17 protein-coding genes are annotated in these 16,177 nt (G+C 72.9%); 11 read left to right on the top strand and 6 right to left on the bottom strand.

Going from position 1 to position 16,177, the window contains the following annotated elements:
- The first annotated feature begins 10 nt into the window (after positions 1-10).
- From ACZ7GZ_RS23285 to ACZ7GZ_RS23240, 10 genes are all read left to right on the top strand, one after another.
- Positions 11-727: a FadR/GntR family transcriptional regulator gene (locus ACZ7GZ_RS23285; RefSeq protein WP_471027044.1), complete on the top strand. Its 717-nt coding sequence runs from the start codon at positions 11-13 to the stop codon at positions 725-727.
- Positions 724-2,118 (top strand): hypothetical protein, encoded by a 1,395-nt coding sequence (locus tag ACZ7GZ_RS23280; protein WP_471027043.1) that lies wholly within the window; start codon positions 724-726, stop codon positions 2,116-2,118. Before ACZ7GZ_RS23285 ends, ACZ7GZ_RS23280 begins: the two co-directional genes overlap by 4 nt.
- Positions 2,115-3,995 carry a GMC family oxidoreductase gene (locus ACZ7GZ_RS23275; RefSeq protein WP_471027042.1) on the top strand — a complete coding sequence of 627 codons (1,881 nt, stop codon included), beginning with the start codon at positions 2,115-2,117 and terminating at the stop codon, positions 3,993-3,995. Before ACZ7GZ_RS23280 ends, ACZ7GZ_RS23275 begins: the two co-directional genes overlap by 4 nt.
- A gap of 280 nt (positions 3,996-4,275) precedes the next feature.
- Positions 4,276-4,980, top strand: a complete 705-nt coding sequence (locus tag ACZ7GZ_RS23270) for a hypothetical protein (RefSeq protein WP_471027041.1) — start codon at positions 4,276-4,278, stop codon at positions 4,978-4,980.
- A gap of 505 nt (positions 4,981-5,485) precedes the next feature.
- Positions 5,486-5,905 carry a hypothetical protein gene (locus tag ACZ7GZ_RS23265; protein WP_471027136.1) on the top strand — a complete coding sequence of 140 codons (420 nt, stop codon included), beginning with the start codon at positions 5,486-5,488 and terminating at the stop codon, positions 5,903-5,905.
- 303 nt (positions 5,906-6,208) lie between these two features.
- On the top strand, positions 6,209-7,147 hold the full coding sequence (locus ACZ7GZ_RS23260) for an ABC transporter ATP-binding protein (RefSeq protein WP_471027040.1): 939 nt from the start codon (positions 6,209-6,211) through the stop codon (positions 7,145-7,147).
- Positions 7,144-7,995, top strand: coding sequence for an ABC transporter permease (locus tag ACZ7GZ_RS23255; RefSeq protein WP_471027039.1), 852 nt, complete (start codon positions 7,144-7,146; stop codon positions 7,993-7,995). The genes ACZ7GZ_RS23260 and ACZ7GZ_RS23255 overlap by 4 nt, the downstream gene beginning before the upstream one ends.
- A gap of 52 nt (positions 7,996-8,047) precedes the next feature.
- Positions 8,048-9,340 carry a sensor histidine kinase gene (locus ACZ7GZ_RS23250; RefSeq protein WP_471027037.1) on the top strand — a complete coding sequence of 431 codons (1,293 nt, stop codon included), beginning with the start codon at positions 8,048-8,050 and terminating at the stop codon, positions 9,338-9,340.
- The gene (locus ACZ7GZ_RS23245; RefSeq protein WP_471027036.1) at positions 9,337-10,005 is read left to right on the top strand and encodes a response regulator; all 669 of its coding nucleotides are present in this window, start codon (positions 9,337-9,339) and stop codon (positions 10,003-10,005) included. Before ACZ7GZ_RS23250 ends, ACZ7GZ_RS23245 begins: the two co-directional genes overlap by 4 nt.
- A gap of 121 nt (positions 10,006-10,126) precedes the next feature.
- On the top strand, positions 10,127-10,957 hold the full coding sequence (locus tag ACZ7GZ_RS23240; RefSeq protein ID WP_471027035.1) for a COG4705 family protein: 831 nt from the start codon (positions 10,127-10,129) through the stop codon (positions 10,955-10,957).
- Here ACZ7GZ_RS23240 and ACZ7GZ_RS23235 read toward each other — a convergent pair.
- The 5 genes from ACZ7GZ_RS23235 to ACZ7GZ_RS23215 form a co-directional block, all read right to left on the bottom strand.
- A complete protein-coding gene (locus ACZ7GZ_RS23235) occupies positions 10,938-12,320 on the bottom strand; it encodes a sensor histidine kinase (protein WP_471027034.1) in 1,383 nt (460 codons plus the stop codon). The two genes, ACZ7GZ_RS23240 and ACZ7GZ_RS23235, sit on opposite strands and share 20 nt — an antisense overlap.
- Positions 12,317-12,979, bottom strand: coding sequence for a response regulator transcription factor (locus ACZ7GZ_RS23230; RefSeq protein WP_471027032.1), 663 nt, complete (start codon positions 12,977-12,979; stop codon positions 12,317-12,319). Before ACZ7GZ_RS23230 ends, ACZ7GZ_RS23235 begins: the two co-directional genes overlap by 4 nt.
- Positions 12,980-13,036: 57 nt before the next feature.
- Complete coding sequence (locus tag ACZ7GZ_RS23225) at positions 13,037-13,642, bottom strand: phosphatase PAP2 family protein (protein WP_471027031.1); 606 nt, start codon at positions 13,640-13,642, stop codon at positions 13,037-13,039.
- The gene (locus tag ACZ7GZ_RS23220) at positions 13,639-14,307 is read right to left on the bottom strand and encodes a DedA family protein (protein ID WP_471027030.1); all 669 of its coding nucleotides are present in this window, start codon (positions 14,305-14,307) and stop codon (positions 13,639-13,641) included. The genes ACZ7GZ_RS23225 and ACZ7GZ_RS23220 overlap by 4 nt, the downstream gene beginning before the upstream one ends.
- A gap of 299 nt (positions 14,308-14,606) precedes the next feature.
- Positions 14,607-15,002: a HAMP domain-containing protein gene (locus ACZ7GZ_RS23215; RefSeq protein WP_471027028.1), complete on the bottom strand. Its 396-nt coding sequence runs from the start codon at positions 15,000-15,002 to the stop codon at positions 14,607-14,609.
- A 9-nt stretch (positions 15,003-15,011) separates the two neighbouring features.
- Between ACZ7GZ_RS23215 and ACZ7GZ_RS23210 the strand changes: the two genes are divergently transcribed.
- Positions 15,012-15,173, top strand: a complete 162-nt coding sequence (locus tag ACZ7GZ_RS23210; RefSeq protein ID WP_471027027.1) for a hypothetical protein — start codon at positions 15,012-15,014, stop codon at positions 15,171-15,173.
- A gap of 20 nt (positions 15,174-15,193) precedes the next feature.
- Here the strand turns inward: ACZ7GZ_RS23210 and ACZ7GZ_RS23205 are convergent, their stop codons facing one another.
- Positions 15,194-16,156 carry a helix-turn-helix transcriptional regulator gene (locus ACZ7GZ_RS23205; RefSeq protein WP_471027026.1) on the bottom strand — a complete coding sequence of 321 codons (963 nt, stop codon included), beginning with the start codon at positions 16,154-16,156 and terminating at the stop codon, positions 15,194-15,196.
- Between the last annotated feature and the right edge of the window lie 21 nt (positions 16,157-16,177).

Genomic DNA, 16,177 nt, shown 5'->3' with positions numbered 1-16,177 from the left:
GAGGCCCGGGGTGGAAGCACTGCCACGCGAGACGATCGTCGACGTGCTGGAAAGGAAGCTGCGCGAGGACATCCTCGCCGGGCGCCATCCGGCCGGGAGCTATCTGCCGCCCGAACGCGAACTCGCCGACGGGTTCGGGGTCACCCGCACCACTCTCAAGCACGCCTTCGGCCGGCTGGCGCACGCCGGCCTGGTGGAGACACGCCACGGAGTGGGCACCCGGGTACGGGACTTCCTGCGCCTGGGCGGGGCGGACCTGCTGCCGATGCTGGTGCGCCACAGCCCCGACTGGATCGGCGAGATCTTCGAAGTGCGCCGCAGCATAGGCGCGTTGATCGCGGAACGGGCCGCGGCCCGCGCCACGGCGGACCAGATCGTCGAACTGCGCCGGCTGCTGGCGGCCGTCGGGGAGGCGGACGGCGGCGACCCGGCACAGCTGGCGGACGCCGAGGTCCACCGGGCACTGGCCCGTGCCACGGGCAACCGCGTGTACGTCCTGCTGACCAACACACTCTTCAACGCGTACATGCCGGTGCGCGCCGCCCTGGTCGGGCCCTTCGAGGACGCCCGCGCCGCTCACGACCGCCTGGCGCCCGTGGTGGAAGCCGTGGCGGCCGGCGACCCGGACGCGGCACGCACCGCCGCCGGCGACTACCTGTCGGCGACGGAGCGCATCATGCTCGAAGGCCTGGCACGGTCCGCAGCACGCGGGGAGGACGCCCGGTGAGCTCACGCGGAACAGCGTTCCGGGAAACCATGCTGGGCCGGGTACGCCTCGTCGGCGAGGAGACCGACCGCCCCGTGCGGCTCGACCTCGTGGCTCGCGCCGACCGGGTGCTGCTGCCCCACCGGACGACGCAGGCTCGGCTGACGGGACGGATCCGGATTGCCGGACGGGCCGACGACACCGGCCTCGTGGGCGAGTTGGAGATCTCACCGCTGGCGCGCCGCAGGATTCGCTACCGGGTCGGCTTCGACCTGGAGGGCCGGCGCCTGCTGCTGGACGGCTGGAAGTCGGTGTCGTTCCGGCGTCCCCTGACCTCCCTGACCGTACTGCCGTACACCCTGTACGAGGACGGTGAACCGGCCGGTGCGGGCACCCTGCGCTTCCCCCTCGCCACAGGCCTGCTGCCCTTCCTCGCCGGCTTCCGGTTCCCCCGGGCCGCCGAACCCGCCACCGGCCGGAATCCGGCGCCGCGCTGGGACGGTACCCCGGGGCGGACGGAGGTCTGGTACACCACCCTGACCGATCCGGCGACGGGCACGGGCGTCTGGCTGCACCACGAGATCGTCGCGCCCAGCGACGGCTCACCCGCCTACGCGCACGGCTGGGCCGCCGTGTTCCCCAAGGGCGGCCCGGTGGAGCACGCCCGCTTCGGCCCCACCCCCTGGGAGCGGCAACCCCACGGATTCAGCGCCGAGGGCATCCGTGCCGTCCCGGGCCGTCTCACCGGCTCGGCCGGCCCGTTCAGCTGGGCGCTCTCGGAGCAGCCGCAGGGACCGCCGCTGTACACCTTTCCCCGCTGGTCCTGGCGACACCCGTGGCTGCCCGCCTCGCACATGCTGCCCGCAGCGCGCGCCCGCTACAGCGGCACCGTCCGCCACGGCACCGGCGAGTTACGGCTCGCGGACGCGCCCGGAGCGAGCGCCCGCGTCTACGGCCACGGCAACGCCCGCCGCTGGGCCTGGCTCCACGCTGACCTGGGCGGCGGTGACATCCTGGAGGCCGTCGCCGCGGTGTCGATGCGGCGAGGACTGGACAGGCTGCCCCCACTGGTGTTCCTGCGCCTGTACCGAAACGGGCGGACCTGGCCGCGGCGGGTGGAGCGGTCCGCCGTGGGCTGGGCGGGCATGGGCCGGTTCCGCGCGGACATCGGCCTGCCGCGGTGGCGGATCGAGGGCCGCGCCGGCCTGCGGCGGATCCGGGTGACGGTGACCCAGCCGCCGGAGCGGACACTCGCACTGGACTACACCGATCCGGACGGTTCCGCCGCGGTGTGCCGCAACAGCGAGAGGGCGGACACGGTGGTACACCTGGAGCGCTGGCGGGGCGGGTGGCGGCCGGAGGCCGTATGGCGGCTGTCGGGTACCGCCCATGCGGAGGTCGGCGAGCGATGAGGTCTCCGCTGCCCTCCTCCCCGGACTCCCCAACGTCCCTTGCCCTCAACGGACTTGTCGCCGCCCTCCTCGCCGACGACGGCACGACCGCGTGGACCGGGGCCGTACCCCGGCGCGTCGCGGCACTGCTCGACGCCATGCCCGCCCCGGCACGGCTCGCGGTACGCGGCGCGACCGCGGCCATCGATGCCTACGCCGTCGCCCGCACCGGCAGGCGACTGTCCGCGCTCGATGCGGCAGGGCGGCAGCACGTCATGGCGTCGCTCGCCTCACGCCGGGCACTGCTGCCGCTGCTGGACGCGGTCAAGGTGCCGGTGATGCTGGCCGCCGGCACCGAGCGGACACTGCACCACGACGCGGCGCCCCCGGTGTCCGCCCCCGATGATCCACCGCTCGACTGCACGCCCTCCGGCCACTGGCCCACGCGGTCCACCGCCGACGCGGTCGTCGTCGGATCAGGCGCCGGCGGGGCGATGGCCGCGCGGACGCTCGCGGCGGCCGGTATGAGCGTCGTCGTGGTCGAGGAGGGGGACCACCACACCACCGCGTCGTTCGCCCGACGGGCTCCGCTGGACCGCTTCGTCGACCTGTACCGGGACGGCGGCGCGACGATCGCCGTCGGCAGCCCTCCGCTGGTCCTGCCGGTGGGCCGCGCGGTCGGCGGTACGACCGTCGTCAACTCCGGTACGTGCTACCGCACGCCCGACCATGTCGTCGCCCGCTGGCTGAGCCGGCACGGATTCGCGGCCGTCGAGGGCTTCGACCGCCACCTCGACGAGGTCGAACGCACCCTGCGGGTGGCACGCCAGCCGCGGGACGTCCTCGGCGACAACGGACTGCTCGCACTCGCCGGGGCCGGACAACTCGGCTGGGCCGCCGCGCCCCTGCGGCGCAACGCCCCGGGCTGCCGGGGTTCGTGCCAGTGCGTCGTGGGCTGCCCCACCGGCGCCAAACAGAGCGTCCAGCTGTCCGTGCTTCCCGAGGCCTGCGCGTCGGGCGCCCGCATCCTGACCGGCGCCCGCGTACGGCGTGTCCTCACCGACCGCGACGGGCCGGGCGGACCACGGGCCGCCGGGGTGCTGGCCCGCCGCCCGGACGGCAGCGAACTGGAGATCCTCAGTCCGTTGGTCGTGGTCGCCGCGGGGGCTCTGCACACGCCGCCGCTGCTGCGCCGCTCCGGCCTGGGCGCGCACCCGCGGCTCGGTCACCGTCTCAGCGTCCACCCCGCCCTCAGCGTCGCGGGCCGCTTCGGCCACCCCGTCGCCGGCGGGAAGGGCGTCCTGCAGAGCGTGGGAGTGGAGCACCTGCGCGGCGAGGGCATCCTCATCGAGGCCACCGCGGCGCCACCCGGCATGAGCTCCTTCGTCCTGCCGGGCGTCGGTCGCGAACTGCGACGCGAACTCGAGGACACGGAGCGACTGGCCACCCTCGGCGCCATGATCGCCGACCGGCCCTCGGGCCGCGTCCTGGGGAGCGACCGTACGCTGCTGCGCTACGACCTGGCGGAGCGCGACGCCGGGCGGCTGCTGCGGGCCCAACGGGCCATGGGGCGCCTGCTGTTCGCGGCGGGCGCGGAGGAGGTGCTCACGGGCGTCCCGCACGCTCCGCGCGCCCGAACCCCGGCCCAGCTGGAGGCACTGCTCGACACGGTGAGCGCGCGCCACCTCCACGTGTCCGCGTTCCACCCCACGGGCACCGCGGCGGCCGGCACCGACCCCGAGCGGTCACCGGCCGACCCGGAGGGACGCCTGCGGGGCGTACACGGCGTACTGATCGCCGACGGCTCCGTACTGCCGAGCTGCCCGGAGGTGAACCCGCAACTGAGCATCATGGCCGCGGCCCTGGCCGTCACCCGGCGTTTCGCCACGCGGTCCTGAGCCGGGGCCCAGGTGGGCCGACTCGGTGTACGCGCGTTCTGGGCCCGGGTCGACGGCCTGCTCACCAGCCTCTGAGCGTGCGGGCCGGTCGGGTCAGGCGCTCGAGCCGCAGCGCCGGGCGATGCCGGCGGCGGTTCGTCCGAGCACTCCCCGGCACCTGGCTACCGTGTCACCGGCCGGACATGACATCGTGGCCCACGGCTGTCCCGTGCCGCGGATCGGTGGTGACCGGATACCCCTACCGCGAGGGGGACGGCAAGACCGTGGGGAGTGGACTCTGGTGACGAGGTGGCAGCAGTCGCACATGCCGGTACGGGGGCAGCGCCGGCAGGTTCCCGGTTCGCGCCGGGCGCAGCGGACGCAGGCGGTGTCCGAACTCCGGGCCCAGGGGCTGTACGGCCCCGAACTCCGGGAGGTCCTCCCCGCGTTCGCGGGCCTCGGCCTGACCGTGCTCGTCCCCGTGTGCCTGCTCGTCTGGCTTCAGAGCACATCGGGCGTCGTCGGGCTTGCGCTCGGCGTCATCCTGCTGGCTTCCAGCGCCGTGGTGGCCCTGCGCGTGCGCCGGGCGGTCGTCCGCCGGCGCGGCGGCCGCTACACCGCGGCGGAGCTCACCCTGCTCGACGAGCGCGGGTTGGCGGAGGCGGCGGCGCGCATCCTGCAGCGTGACGGCTGGCGCGTGGTCGACCTGACCCTGCAGAAAGGGAGGCGGCGTCTGCACGCCCGGGACCGCCAGGGGCGCCAACTGGACGTAGCGTTCCGCTCCGAGACGACGGCCGAGGAAGGCCAGGACTGGCGCGCGACCGTCGTCGAGACGGGCCGCCCGGGCGCCGGCCGCCCGATCCAGGTCGTTGTCCACCGTGGCCGCTTCAGCCGCGCGGACATGCTGTGGGCCTCCCGCCAAGGCGACGTCCACCTCCTGAACGGCCGCGGACTGCGGCGCTGGGCGACCGGCACTTCCCTCGACGAGCTGGGGCTACCACGCTGACGCTGCCGCGTGGCGGTCCGCCTCGCCGTTGGTGCGGTTCCTCCCCCTCTCGGCCGAGGGCCGGAATCAGGACACCTGCGCGTCGAACACGGCGTTGTGGCGAAGCAGTAAGGGCGGCGGGCGCGTAGCCGAGCTCCTGTGTGAAGAGCCGGGTGAGTTCCGCGGTGTGTGCGTGGGCGCAGGGGCCGTACATGTCCCAGATGGCTGCGGTGACCGCTGCTTCGAAGGCCGGATCGCCTGCCGCACCGTCGGTGACCAGCACACCCCCGGCCCACGGGACGAAGTCGCCGTCGTACAGGTGCCGGATGGTGTCGACGGCAGCCAACCGTGGTCAAAGCATTTGTCCCCTGCGCACGCCTCTGCGCGGTGCTGTTACAAGACAGCGACATGACGCCGGTGAACGCCTGCGTTTCCAGTGACGTCACTCCTAGTGCCTACACCAATCAGCATGTAGTGCACATTTCAGCCAAATGCTGTTCAAGTCATGGAAAGGGACAAATCTGTGATGGTCTCGAAGCGGCGTTCCCTGCGTATAGCCGTCGTCGGTGCCCTCGGCGCGGCCTCCCTCGCTCTCGCCGGCACCGCGATGGCCGCCACCCCGGCCACGCACACCGTGTCTCCCGTCGCCGTCGCGCACAAGGCCCAGGCGCCCAAGGCCGGCATCACTGCCACGCCGTCGGTGTCCTCCGTCCGCGCCTGGCAGCTGTTCCGGGTCACGGGCAGGACGACCGGCCTCAAGGCGGGCAGCACGGTGACCCTGCAGCAGAAGCAGCACGGCAAGTGGGTCAGCCTCCCCGCATCCGCCCCCGTCGCGCGCAACGGCTCCTACTCGCTGGGCGTCAAGCTCGGTCTGAAGGGCGAGAACGACCTGCGCATCGTCAGCGGCAACACGGCCTCACCGGTCTTCAACGTGACGGTCCGCTGAGCCGCACCGGCACCGCGACTCCGGCACGCCGCCATCGGCGCGGGCGGTTCTGCCCGCGCCGGTGGCGGGCAGAACCGTTCGAGCGCGAGCGTCAGGTCGAGCTTCTGTACACCTCCGCCGGACCCCCACAGCGGCTTTGTCGAGCGCCGCCTCACCTCTTGCGCGCCGGACCGTAGTACCCCGGTACCACGTGCGCGGCACTGTTCAGCCCCCGGTACCACCGGATCCGGGAGTTCACGGACTTAGCGTGGCGGAGGAGGCGTCAGGTGTGCCGGACGCCGCAGTCCGAGAGAGAGAACACGAATGATCGACGCACAGCAGCTCACCAAGAGGTACGGGGAGAAGACAGCCGTCGACGGTCTCGACTTCGCCGTGCGGCCGGGCACGGTGACCGGCTTCCTCGGGCCCAACGGGGCGGGCAAGTCCACGACGATGCGCATGATCGTCGGGCTCGACACGCCGACGAGCGGCTCCGTCACGGTGAACGGCCACCGCTATGCCCGCCACCGGGCACCGCTCCAGGAAGTCGGGGCGCTCCTGGAGGCGAAGTCGATACACCCGGGCCGCTCCGCCTACCAGCACCTCCGTGCGCTCGCGCTGACCCACGGCATTCCACGCCGCCGAGTCGACGAGGTCGTCGAGCTCGCCGGTCTCGCAAGCGTCGCGAAGAAGCGGGCCGGGGCCTTCTCCCTCGGCATGGGACAGCGCCTGGGCATAGCTGCCGCCCTGCTGGGCGATCCGCAGACGGTGATGCTGGACGAGCCCGTGAACGGACTGGACCCCGAGGGCGTGCTCTGGATCCGCAATCTGCTGACGTCGCTCGCGGCCGAGGGGCGGACGGTGTTCGTCTCGTCGCACCTGATGAGCGAGGTGGCCTTGGTCGCGGATCACCTGATCGTCGTCGGGCGCGGCCGGCTGCTGGCCGACACGACGGTGCACGACCTGGTCCGCGAGGCGGGCGGCGACGTCGTGAAGGTCGCCACGGACGACCCCGCGCGGCTGCGGGACGTGCTGGCCGGGCCGGGCGTGGAGATCACCGGCCGCGTCGGCTCCGAGGAACTGCAGGTGACCGGGGTGCCCGCCCGCGAGATCGGGCTGAAGGCGGCCGAGCACGGGATCCCCCTGTTCGAGCTGACCACGAAGGCGGTGTCGCTGGAGGAGGCATTCATGGAACTGACCAAAGACGCGGTGGAGTACCACGGCTCCACGACCGGCACCAACACCTCCGGGAGCGCGGCATGAGCACCCTCACGGCGACACCCGAGACCCCTGAGACCGCCCGGAGCGCTCCGGTCCGCCCCGTCTACCGGGTGACCGGACGGCGTGTGCTGTCCTCCGAGTGGGCCAAGCTCTGGTCCCTGCGCTCCACCTGGATCACCCTCGCTCTGGGCCTGCTGTTCCTCGTCGCCTTCGGCGTCATCGCCGCGAGCCACTACAAGTCCAATCTCGACTCCGGCCGGCGCCTGGACCGCGACTTCGCCTCCGCGACGGCCGTGAGCCTGTCCCTCTTCGGCACGAACTTCGCCCAGCTGGCCCTCGGTGTGCTCGGCGTGCTGGTCACGGCGGGCGAGTACTCCACCGGCATGATCCGCTCGACGCTGGCCGCGGTGCCGCGCCGGCTGCCCGTGCTGTGGTCCAAGGCGGTGGTGTACGGGCTGGTCGCGCTGGTGATCGCCACCGTCGGCGCGTTCGTCGCCTTCCTCGTCGGCAGCCAGATCGTCTCCAGCACGCCCGCGGCCATGGGACTCGGCCACGCCGGGGTCGTACGCAGCCTGTTGGGTGCCGGACTCTACCTCGGCCTGGTCGGTGTGATCGGCACCGCCCTGGGCGCGCTGCTGCGGTCCGTGGCGGGTGGCATCTCGGTCCTGGTGGCGGCCCTGATGCTGGTCCCCGGACTGATCTCCCTGCTGCCCACCTCGTGGCAGGGCGACATAGCCCCCTATCTGCCGAGCCATGCGGGCGAGTCGATCTTCGCGCTGACCCACGACTCCACCACCCTGTCGCCCGCCGCCGGGCTCCTGGTCTTCCTCGGCTGGACGGCACTCGCGTTGGCGGGGGCGGCGTACCGGCTGCTGCGCAGCGACGCCTGAGCCCCTGCGCCCGCATCATGGGCTGGACCCGCATCATGGGCTGGTGAATTCCGTGACCATCGATGACCTCGGCGGGATGGGGCCGCTGGTCGCCCGGATCGGCCGGGCCGGCCAGCGGCTCCGGCTCGCCGACCGGGCCCATCCGTGGGTGCTGGACACCGCGGTGGTGGTCCTGGTCTTCCTGCTGTTCTGCCTGCCGGACCTGCTGCACGCGGTCGGCGCGGTCGGCGGGGACGGCGACGGCCCGCGCCGCTTTCGCCTGGCGTTCACCCGGCTGCCCACGGCCGGCATGCTGGCCCTGCAGGCCGGGCTGGTGCTGCCGTTGCTGTGGCGACGGCGGGCGCCCGCGGTGGCCTTCGGCGCCGTCACGGCCGTGTTCGTGCTCCAGTGGGCCTTCGGTGCCGCACTCCGTGCGGACGTCGCCCTCTTCGTCGCCCTGTACAGCCTGGCCCTGCACGGGCGGCTGCGGCAGCTGCCCTGGGCCTGCGCGGCCATGGCGGCTGCGCTGGGCCTGGTCGCGGCGCGGGTCGCGGCGGCGGTGCCGGTCTGGGACGCGCTCTTCTTCCTGCTCAGCACGGCCACCGCGGCCCTCGCGCTCGGCCTGATGATCCGTATCCGGCGGGCCCAGCTGGCCGGGCTGCGGGACCGTGCGGCGCGGCTGGAGATCGAACGCGACCAGCGGGGCAGGCTCGCCGTCGCGGCAGAAAGGGCGCGGGTGGCCCGCGAGATGCACGACATCGTCGGCCACAACCTGTCCGTCATCATCACGCTCGCCGACGCGGGCGCCTACGCCACGGCCGTCGCCCCGGACCGGGGAGCGGAAGCCCTGCACCTCATCGGCGGCACCGGCCGTCAGGCCCTGAGCGAACTGCGCCGGGTGCTCGGCGTGCTGCGCGAGGCGGACGGTCCGCGGGGCGAGCCGGAACTGAGCCCGCAGCCCGGGCTCGCGGACATCGACGCGCTGTGCGAGGGGGTGCGCGCCGCCGGCCTGGAGGTCGTCTACCGTACCGCCGGTGACGTCGAAGCCCTCGACAGCGGGGTGCAGCTCACGGTCTACCGCATCGTGCAGGAGGCCCTGACGAACACCCTGAAGCACGCCGGCGCGGGCGCCCGTGCGAACCTGGCGGTCGTCGTGGAGGACACGCGGCTGACCATCACCGTCCAGGACTCCGGCCCACTCGCCCCGGCCGGGGTTCCCGGTACCGCGAACGAGGAAGGACACGGCCTGGTGGGCATGCGAGAACGAGCAGCCCTCTACGGCGGGCACGTCAGCGCGGGTCCCGTCGGCACGGGGTGGACGGTGCGTGCCGAGCTCGACCTCGCTCCCCAGGAGGGTGCCCGATGACCACCGTGCTCGTCGTGGACGACCAGCCGCTCCAGCGGTACGGCTTCCGCATGCTCCTCGACTCCGTGCCCGAGACCGAGGTGATCGGCGAGGCCGCGCACGGAGGCGAAGCGGTACGCAAGGCCGCCGAGCTCCGTCCGGACGTCGTCCTCATGGACGTACGTATGCCGGGCATGGACGGCATCGAGGCCACGCGCCGCATCGTCGCGGCCGGCGACCGCTCCCGCGTCCTGGTGCTGACCACCTTCGACCTCGACGAGTACGTCTACGCGGCCCTGCGCGCCGGAGCCAGCGGCTTCCTCCTCAAGGACGCCCGCCCGGAGGAACTGCTCGCAGGCATCCGCGCCGTCGCCATCGGGGACGCCGTGATCGCCCCCGCACTCACCCGCCGCCTGCTGCACGAGTTCGCCCGACTGGTGCCGTCCCGTGCCGACGGCTCCGCCGAGGACCCGCGGCTGGCCTCCCTCACCTACCGCGAACGCGAGATCCTCGTCGCCATCGGCAAGGGCTGGACCAACGGCGAGATCGCCACGAGTTTCGTCCTGTCGGAGTCCACGGTGAAGACGCATGTCGGCCGTGTCCTGTCCAAGATCGGCGCCCGTGACCGCATCCAGGCGGTGATCTTCGCCTACGACCACGGCCTGGCCCGGCCCCACCCGGGCTGAGCGGGCCGGGTCGGCTCTCGCCCCTCCCGTGCGGCCGGCGCTTCGATCGTCCTTACCCGGGCGGGTGATGCGCGGCGGCAGTCAGGATGTGTTCAGGTGCCGGGTGGCACGGTCGGGCAGCATGACATACGAAACGTCTGAGAGCCCGGTGGTTGCGGAGGCCGGCCAGGCAGCCCCCTCCCGGCACCGGCCGCAGTGGAACAAGGTGCCCGAAGTCACCGTCTACTTCTGGGTCATCAAGGTGCTGTGCACGACGGTCGGCGAGACCGCGGCCGACCTGCTGAATGAGAAGGCCGGTCTGGGGCTGACCGGTGTGTCCGTGCTGATGAGTGGCCTGCTGGCCGTCGTCCTGGTGGTCCAGTTCCGCACCCGTGCCTACCGCGCGGGCGTGTACTGGCTCGCCGTGGCGCTGATCAGCGTCGTCGGCACCCTGATCAGCGACAACCTGACCGACAACATGGGTGTGCCGCTGGAGACCAGTACGACGGTCTTCGCGATCGTCCTCGCCGTCGTGTTCGTGGTCTGGTACCGGCGCGAGCGGACCCTGTCCATCCACCACATCGACACCACCAGCCGCGAGTCCTTCTACTGGCTGGCGGTACTGTTCACGTTCGCCCTGGGCACCGCCGCCGGCGACCTGCTCTCCGAGCGCATGGACCTCGGTTACTGGCTGTCCGCCGTCCTGTTCGCCGCAGCCATCGCCGCGGTGGCCATCGCGCACTTCGCACTGGGCCTGGACGCTGTCTGGAGCTTCTGGATCGCCTACATCCTCACCCGCCCCCTCGGCGCCTCCATCGGTGACTACCTCTCCCAGCCCACCGGTGACGGCGGCGTCGGCCTGGGCACCGTCGTGACCAGCGCCCTGTTCCTGGCGGTCATCCTCGGGCTGGTCGGCTACCTGTCCGCGACCCGCAGGGACGTCTCCGAACCGGTCATGCAGCAGGCAGACTGACCGTGAACCTGGTCCCGGGGGTGTGCTCGGAGTCGTAGGACACCTCACCTCCGACGGCGCGGGCCAGCCGGCGCGCGAGCGGCAGCCCGAGGCCGGCGCCGTCGTGTCCGTCGCCGGGGTCGGCCCGCCTGCCGGGCTGGAACAGCTCGCCGACGAACGCCTCCGGCACGCCCGGGCCGTCGTCGACCACGTCGATCCGCACGGCACCGGGTACGCGCCGCGCGGCGACGGTCACGCCGGAGCGGGCGTAGCGCACCGCGTTGGCCAGCAACGGACTGACGATCCGTTCGAGGAGAGCGGAGGCGACCCCCGTCCGAAGATCCTGGGCTGCGGGCGCGACGGTGGCCTTCACGTCATCCGGTGTGTCGAGGCCCTGGACCATGCGGTCCAGGACGGGGACGACGTCGGTCGTTCCGGGCGCCATGGGCGGGTGCAGCGCGTTGTCGCGCGCGTCGCTCAGGAGCGTGTCGCAGATCGTGCGCATCGACTGCGCGGCCTCGCCGATCACTTCGTGGCTGGCGCGGGTCTCGGCTTCCGAGCGGTGGCGGGCCCGCCACCAGTCGAGTTCGATGACGATCCGGGTGAGCGGGGTCCGCAGTTCGTGGGACAGTTCGCCGGTCAGTTGCTGTTCGTGGCGCAGCACGGTGCGGATCCGGTCCAGGAACGCGTCCAGGGAGGCGCCCAGACGGGCCAGTTCGGCCGGGTGCTCGTCGGCGCCGAAACGGTCGTCGGAGCCGACGGCACTCCACTGGGTGGCCTGGTCGGTCATCGTCCGCACCGGGCGCAGTGCCCGGCCGACGGCGAGACGCGTGAGCACGTAGGTGCAGGCGAGCATGATCGCGTCCAGGACCAGGGATCCCAGCAGCAGGGTGTTGGCCGAACTGCGGTAGGGACCGAGGTCCAAGGCCGTGACGACCGTTGCGTCGGCATGACGGCCGGTCAGCGGCCGGGAGCACAGGCGGACGGGCTGGTGGTCGGGGGCGTGGACGGTCGTGCACCCCGGCGCGCGCCGGGCGGCCAGCCGGTCGACGGTCCGGGCGAGCGGACTGCCGGCCGTCGTCGACGGTGGCCTCTCGAGCAGTCGTGTGCCGGCATAGATCCAGGCGTTCGCGTCGAGGAGACCGTCGTTCGAGGTCTCCAGGACGCGCACCCGGCGGCCGCTGGTGTCGACGGTCGTGGCCACGGCGGCGGCCCGGTTGCGCAGTTCGTCGTCCGCCTGATGCTGCAGATGCCGGTCCGTCACGACGTTGAACACCACGGTCAGGACGGTCATCAGCAGGGCGGCGGTGGTCAGCGCCACGAGCGAGAGCCGGCCGCGCAGGGTACGGGGCGCCAGGCGGCGCAGGACACGGTCGAGGGTCATGACAGGTGGTGTCCGATCCCGCGTGCCGTACCGATCGCCAGCGTGCTGCCCGCCTCGCGCAGCTTGCGCCGCAGCCGCGTCAGGTACTGGTCCAGGGTGTTGTCGCTGACCTGCGCACCTTCGGGCCAGGCCGCCCTGATCAGCTCCCGACGGCTGACGGTGGATCCTGCCGCGGCGACGAGCGGCGCGAGCAGCCGGAACTCGGTCGGGGTCAGCGCGACACGGACGCCGTGCACGGTGGCGCAGTGCCCGACCGCGTCCAGGACGAGGTCCCCGGCCGTGGCCGTCGAAGTCGGCGCCGCTCGTCTGACGGCGGCTCTCAGCCGTGCGGCGAGCTCGGCGAGGTGGAAGGGCTTGGGCAGGTAGTCGTCACCGCCGGCGGAGAAGCCGGACAGCCGGTCGGTGAGCCCGTGCCGGGCGGTCAGGAAGATCACGGGAGCGGGGAAGCCGTTGGCGCGCAGTGCCTGGCACACGTCCCGTCCGTCCGCGTCGGGCAGCCCGATGTCCAGGACGGCCGCCGCGATGTCGGCGGTGGCCAGCCGCAGGGCGGTCGAGCCGTCGGGGGCGAGGACGGGGTCGAACCCCTCCTCGGTCAGGCCACGACGCAGCACGTCGCGCAGAGCGTGATCGTCCTCGACGACCAGGACTTTGTGACGCATGATCTTCCAGTGACTCCTAGGCCACGCGGCGGGTCGTGCCGGCGACGGGCGAGTGGGTTACGGGGCGACGAGCAGGGGACGCAGTCGCCCGGACGTGATCCACCGGGCCAGCGTTTCCGACTGTCTGCGCACCACGGCCATCAGCGCCAGCCCGGCGAGCGCGCCGACGGCGATCCCGGCGACGATGTCGTGCGGATAGTGTGCGCCGACCCAGACGCGGGAGACGGCCATCGCCAGTGCGGCCGCGATCCCGAGGGCACCCAGCCGACGTGACACGAACAACAGCGCCATCGCGGCGGCGGCCGCGATCGCCGCGTGGTTGCTGGGGAAGGACCAGTCGCCGGGTGCCGGGCACGCCTCCAGCACCTTCATGTGCAGGCTCTGGCACGGGCGGTCCTCGCGCACCACCAGCTTCAGCACGGAGTCGGCGCCGTACGCGGCGATGACGACCACCGGTACCGCCAGCGCCCCCACCGCGGCCGTGGGCCCCCTCCGCCGGGCGCGCCACCAGCCGACGGCCGCGAGGACAGCGAAGAGCGCGAGTCCGTACGTCGACCAGAACAACACCAGGTCGTCCAGCCAGCCCGGCGCGTGCCGGGCCAGGCGCACCACGTCCAGGTAACCGGATCCGTCGATCGAGGACCCGTCGAAGGCCAAGGTCATCCGCGTTCCTCCCGTGCCCTGTCGGTCCGGCGGGAGCGAAGGACCTCGGTCAGCAGGGGGAGCAGCGACACGAGGACGATCAACCCGACCAGCGGCAGCAGGTAGCGGTCGACGTTCGGGATCGAGGAACCGAGTGCGTAGCCCGCGAGAGTCAGGCCGAGACTCCACACCAGCCCGCCGGTCACCTGCCACACCGTGAACGTGCGGACCGGTACGCCGAGCGCGCCCGCCATCGGATTGAGCACCGTCCGCACCACCGGCACGAAGCGGGCCAGGACGACGGCCTTCGCGTATCCGTACCGCTCCAGCAGTTCCCCGGCGCGCCGCGCCCCCTCATGCAGCCGCGTCGAGCGGCTGCGGGCCAGCAGCGCCCCGCCCGCCTTCCGGCCGAGCGCATATCCGCACTGCGCACCGGCCAGCGCTCCGCAGGCCGCCGCGACCAGCAACGGCCCCAGCGAGAGGTGCACGGTCTGGTCGGCCGGCCCCGTGCACAGCAGACCCGCCGTGAACAGCAGTGAGTCCCCGGGGAGGAAGAACCCCACCAGCAGCCCCGTCTCGGCGAACATCACCACGCCCACGCCCAGGACACCGAAGGCGGCCAGCAACGACCGGGCGTCCCATACGTTGACGGCCAGCTGCGAGGCGAGGTGCAGCGGTGTGGTCATAGGCCCCGGGCCTTCCTAGGAGTGACTACAAGCGCGTAGACGATCCATGAACTGTAGACGAATGACGAGCCAGGTGCGTTCCGCGGGCGGTCAGCGCTCCGGCCGGGCGTGGATCGCCCAGCACACGACCGGCGCCGACGACGTCGCTGCTGAAGGGGTTCTCCGGCCGCGAGGCGGCGCTGATCCGATCCGTCTCCGAAGAGGCGTCGGCGCGCACCCGGGGCCTCAACGACGTCTTGGCGTGAGGTTTCCCACGCCCGCAGGGACCCGGACCCGGACGGTCTGCACGGGCCGGAGACTCACGACGGTGTGCAGACCGCCGCCGGGCCCGCGTTCAGCGAGACAGGCCTGCTGGGCGTGGAGAGGTGCTGCAGCCGGTTGGCCGTGCGAGTGAACGAGGCAGTCACCCGGCGTTGTTCGGGCGGCCCGCGATCGATGGCCGGAGGGTCGGTCAGGCGGCCGTCGGCGAGTTGCGCGGTGGCCCGTTCCAGGGCCCGCAGGGGACGGGTGATCCGGCGGGTGAGCGCGGATCCGATCAGCGTGACCGTCGCCAGTACGCACAGGCCTGCGACGGCGAGTGCGACCCAGGTGGCACGGACCTGCCCGGTGAGTGGCGCGAGCGGATAGAGGGTCCGTACGACGCAGGGGACGGTGTCGCTGGACCTGCCTGCGCACGGGCGCGAACAGGACCGCATCGCCTGGGGATGATGTGGGCGCTGGTCAACGCCTGCTGGTACCTGCTCTTCACCTGGGCCGTCGGCAGGGGCCGCGCGCTGGTGTCCAGGCCGACGGTGCGCCGGCCGCTGAGCATCGTCACCGGTGTTGTGCTCCTCATAGCCGGCGCGGCGGTGACGAGCGGCGTCTGACAGAGGCGGCCTGCCGGGGGTCACGAGCGCATCGCCTGCAGGGTGCGGTGGGCGGTGGTACGGAGGTGGGTGAGGACGTCCGGGTCGGCGTCGAGGGTGTAGTCGGTGTCGAGGCCGGCCAGCGTCTGGGCGATGCGCGGCAGGTGGTCGTCGGACGCGTTGACGCGGCAGGTCTGGTCGTCGATGGGCTCCAGCCGGGTGGCCAGGCCGCGGGTGCGGGCGCGGACCTGGTCGGCGGGGGCGTGGACGGTGGCGATGGCGCGGTAGCGGGTGGGGGCGGCGGAGAGCCGGGCGGCGACGAAGGCGGCGGGGTCGTCGCCGGGCACGTGACGGGGCGGGACACGCCGGCCGGTGGGCAGGACGTCGCTGATGCGGTCCAGGCGGAAGAGGCGCCAGTCCTCTTTGCCGGTGTCGTACGCCAGCAGGTACCACAGGCCGCCGGAGCCGACCAGGTGGCAGGGTTCGGCCCGGCGAGGGGTGCCGGTGCCGTGGCGGGTGGTGTAGTCGAAGGTGACGATCTCGTGGTCCCGGCAGGCGACGGCGAGCGTGGCCAGCAACGCCGGGTCGACGCGCGGCCCCCGCTCCTCCCACGCGATGCCGGCCAGGGAGGTCTGGAGGGCCGCGACCCGCCCGCGCAGCCGCTGGGGGAGGACCTGCTCGAGCTTGGCCAGGGCCCGCAGAGCGCTCTCCTCGATCCCGGCCAGACCGCCGGCGGCGGTCCGCAGGGCGACGGCGATGGCGACGGCTTCCTCGTCGTCGAGGAGGAGGGGCGGCAGGTCGCTGCCCGAGGTGAGGCGGTAGCCGCCGGCGTGTCCGCGGGCGCTGTCGACGGGGTAGCCCAGTTCGCGCAGCCGGTCGATGTCGCGGCGGACGGTGCGGACGGTCACCTGGAGGCGCTCGGCGAGGTCGGCGCCGGACCACTCCCGGCGGGTTTGCAGCAGGGACAGCAGCCGCAGCATCCGGGCGGTCATGTCGCTCGTCATGACCTCCATGATGCCGCGGTC

Source organism: Streptomyces sp. NPDC037288 (assembly GCF_055603265.1).
This window is presented reverse-complemented; position numbering and strand designations above follow the sequence as displayed.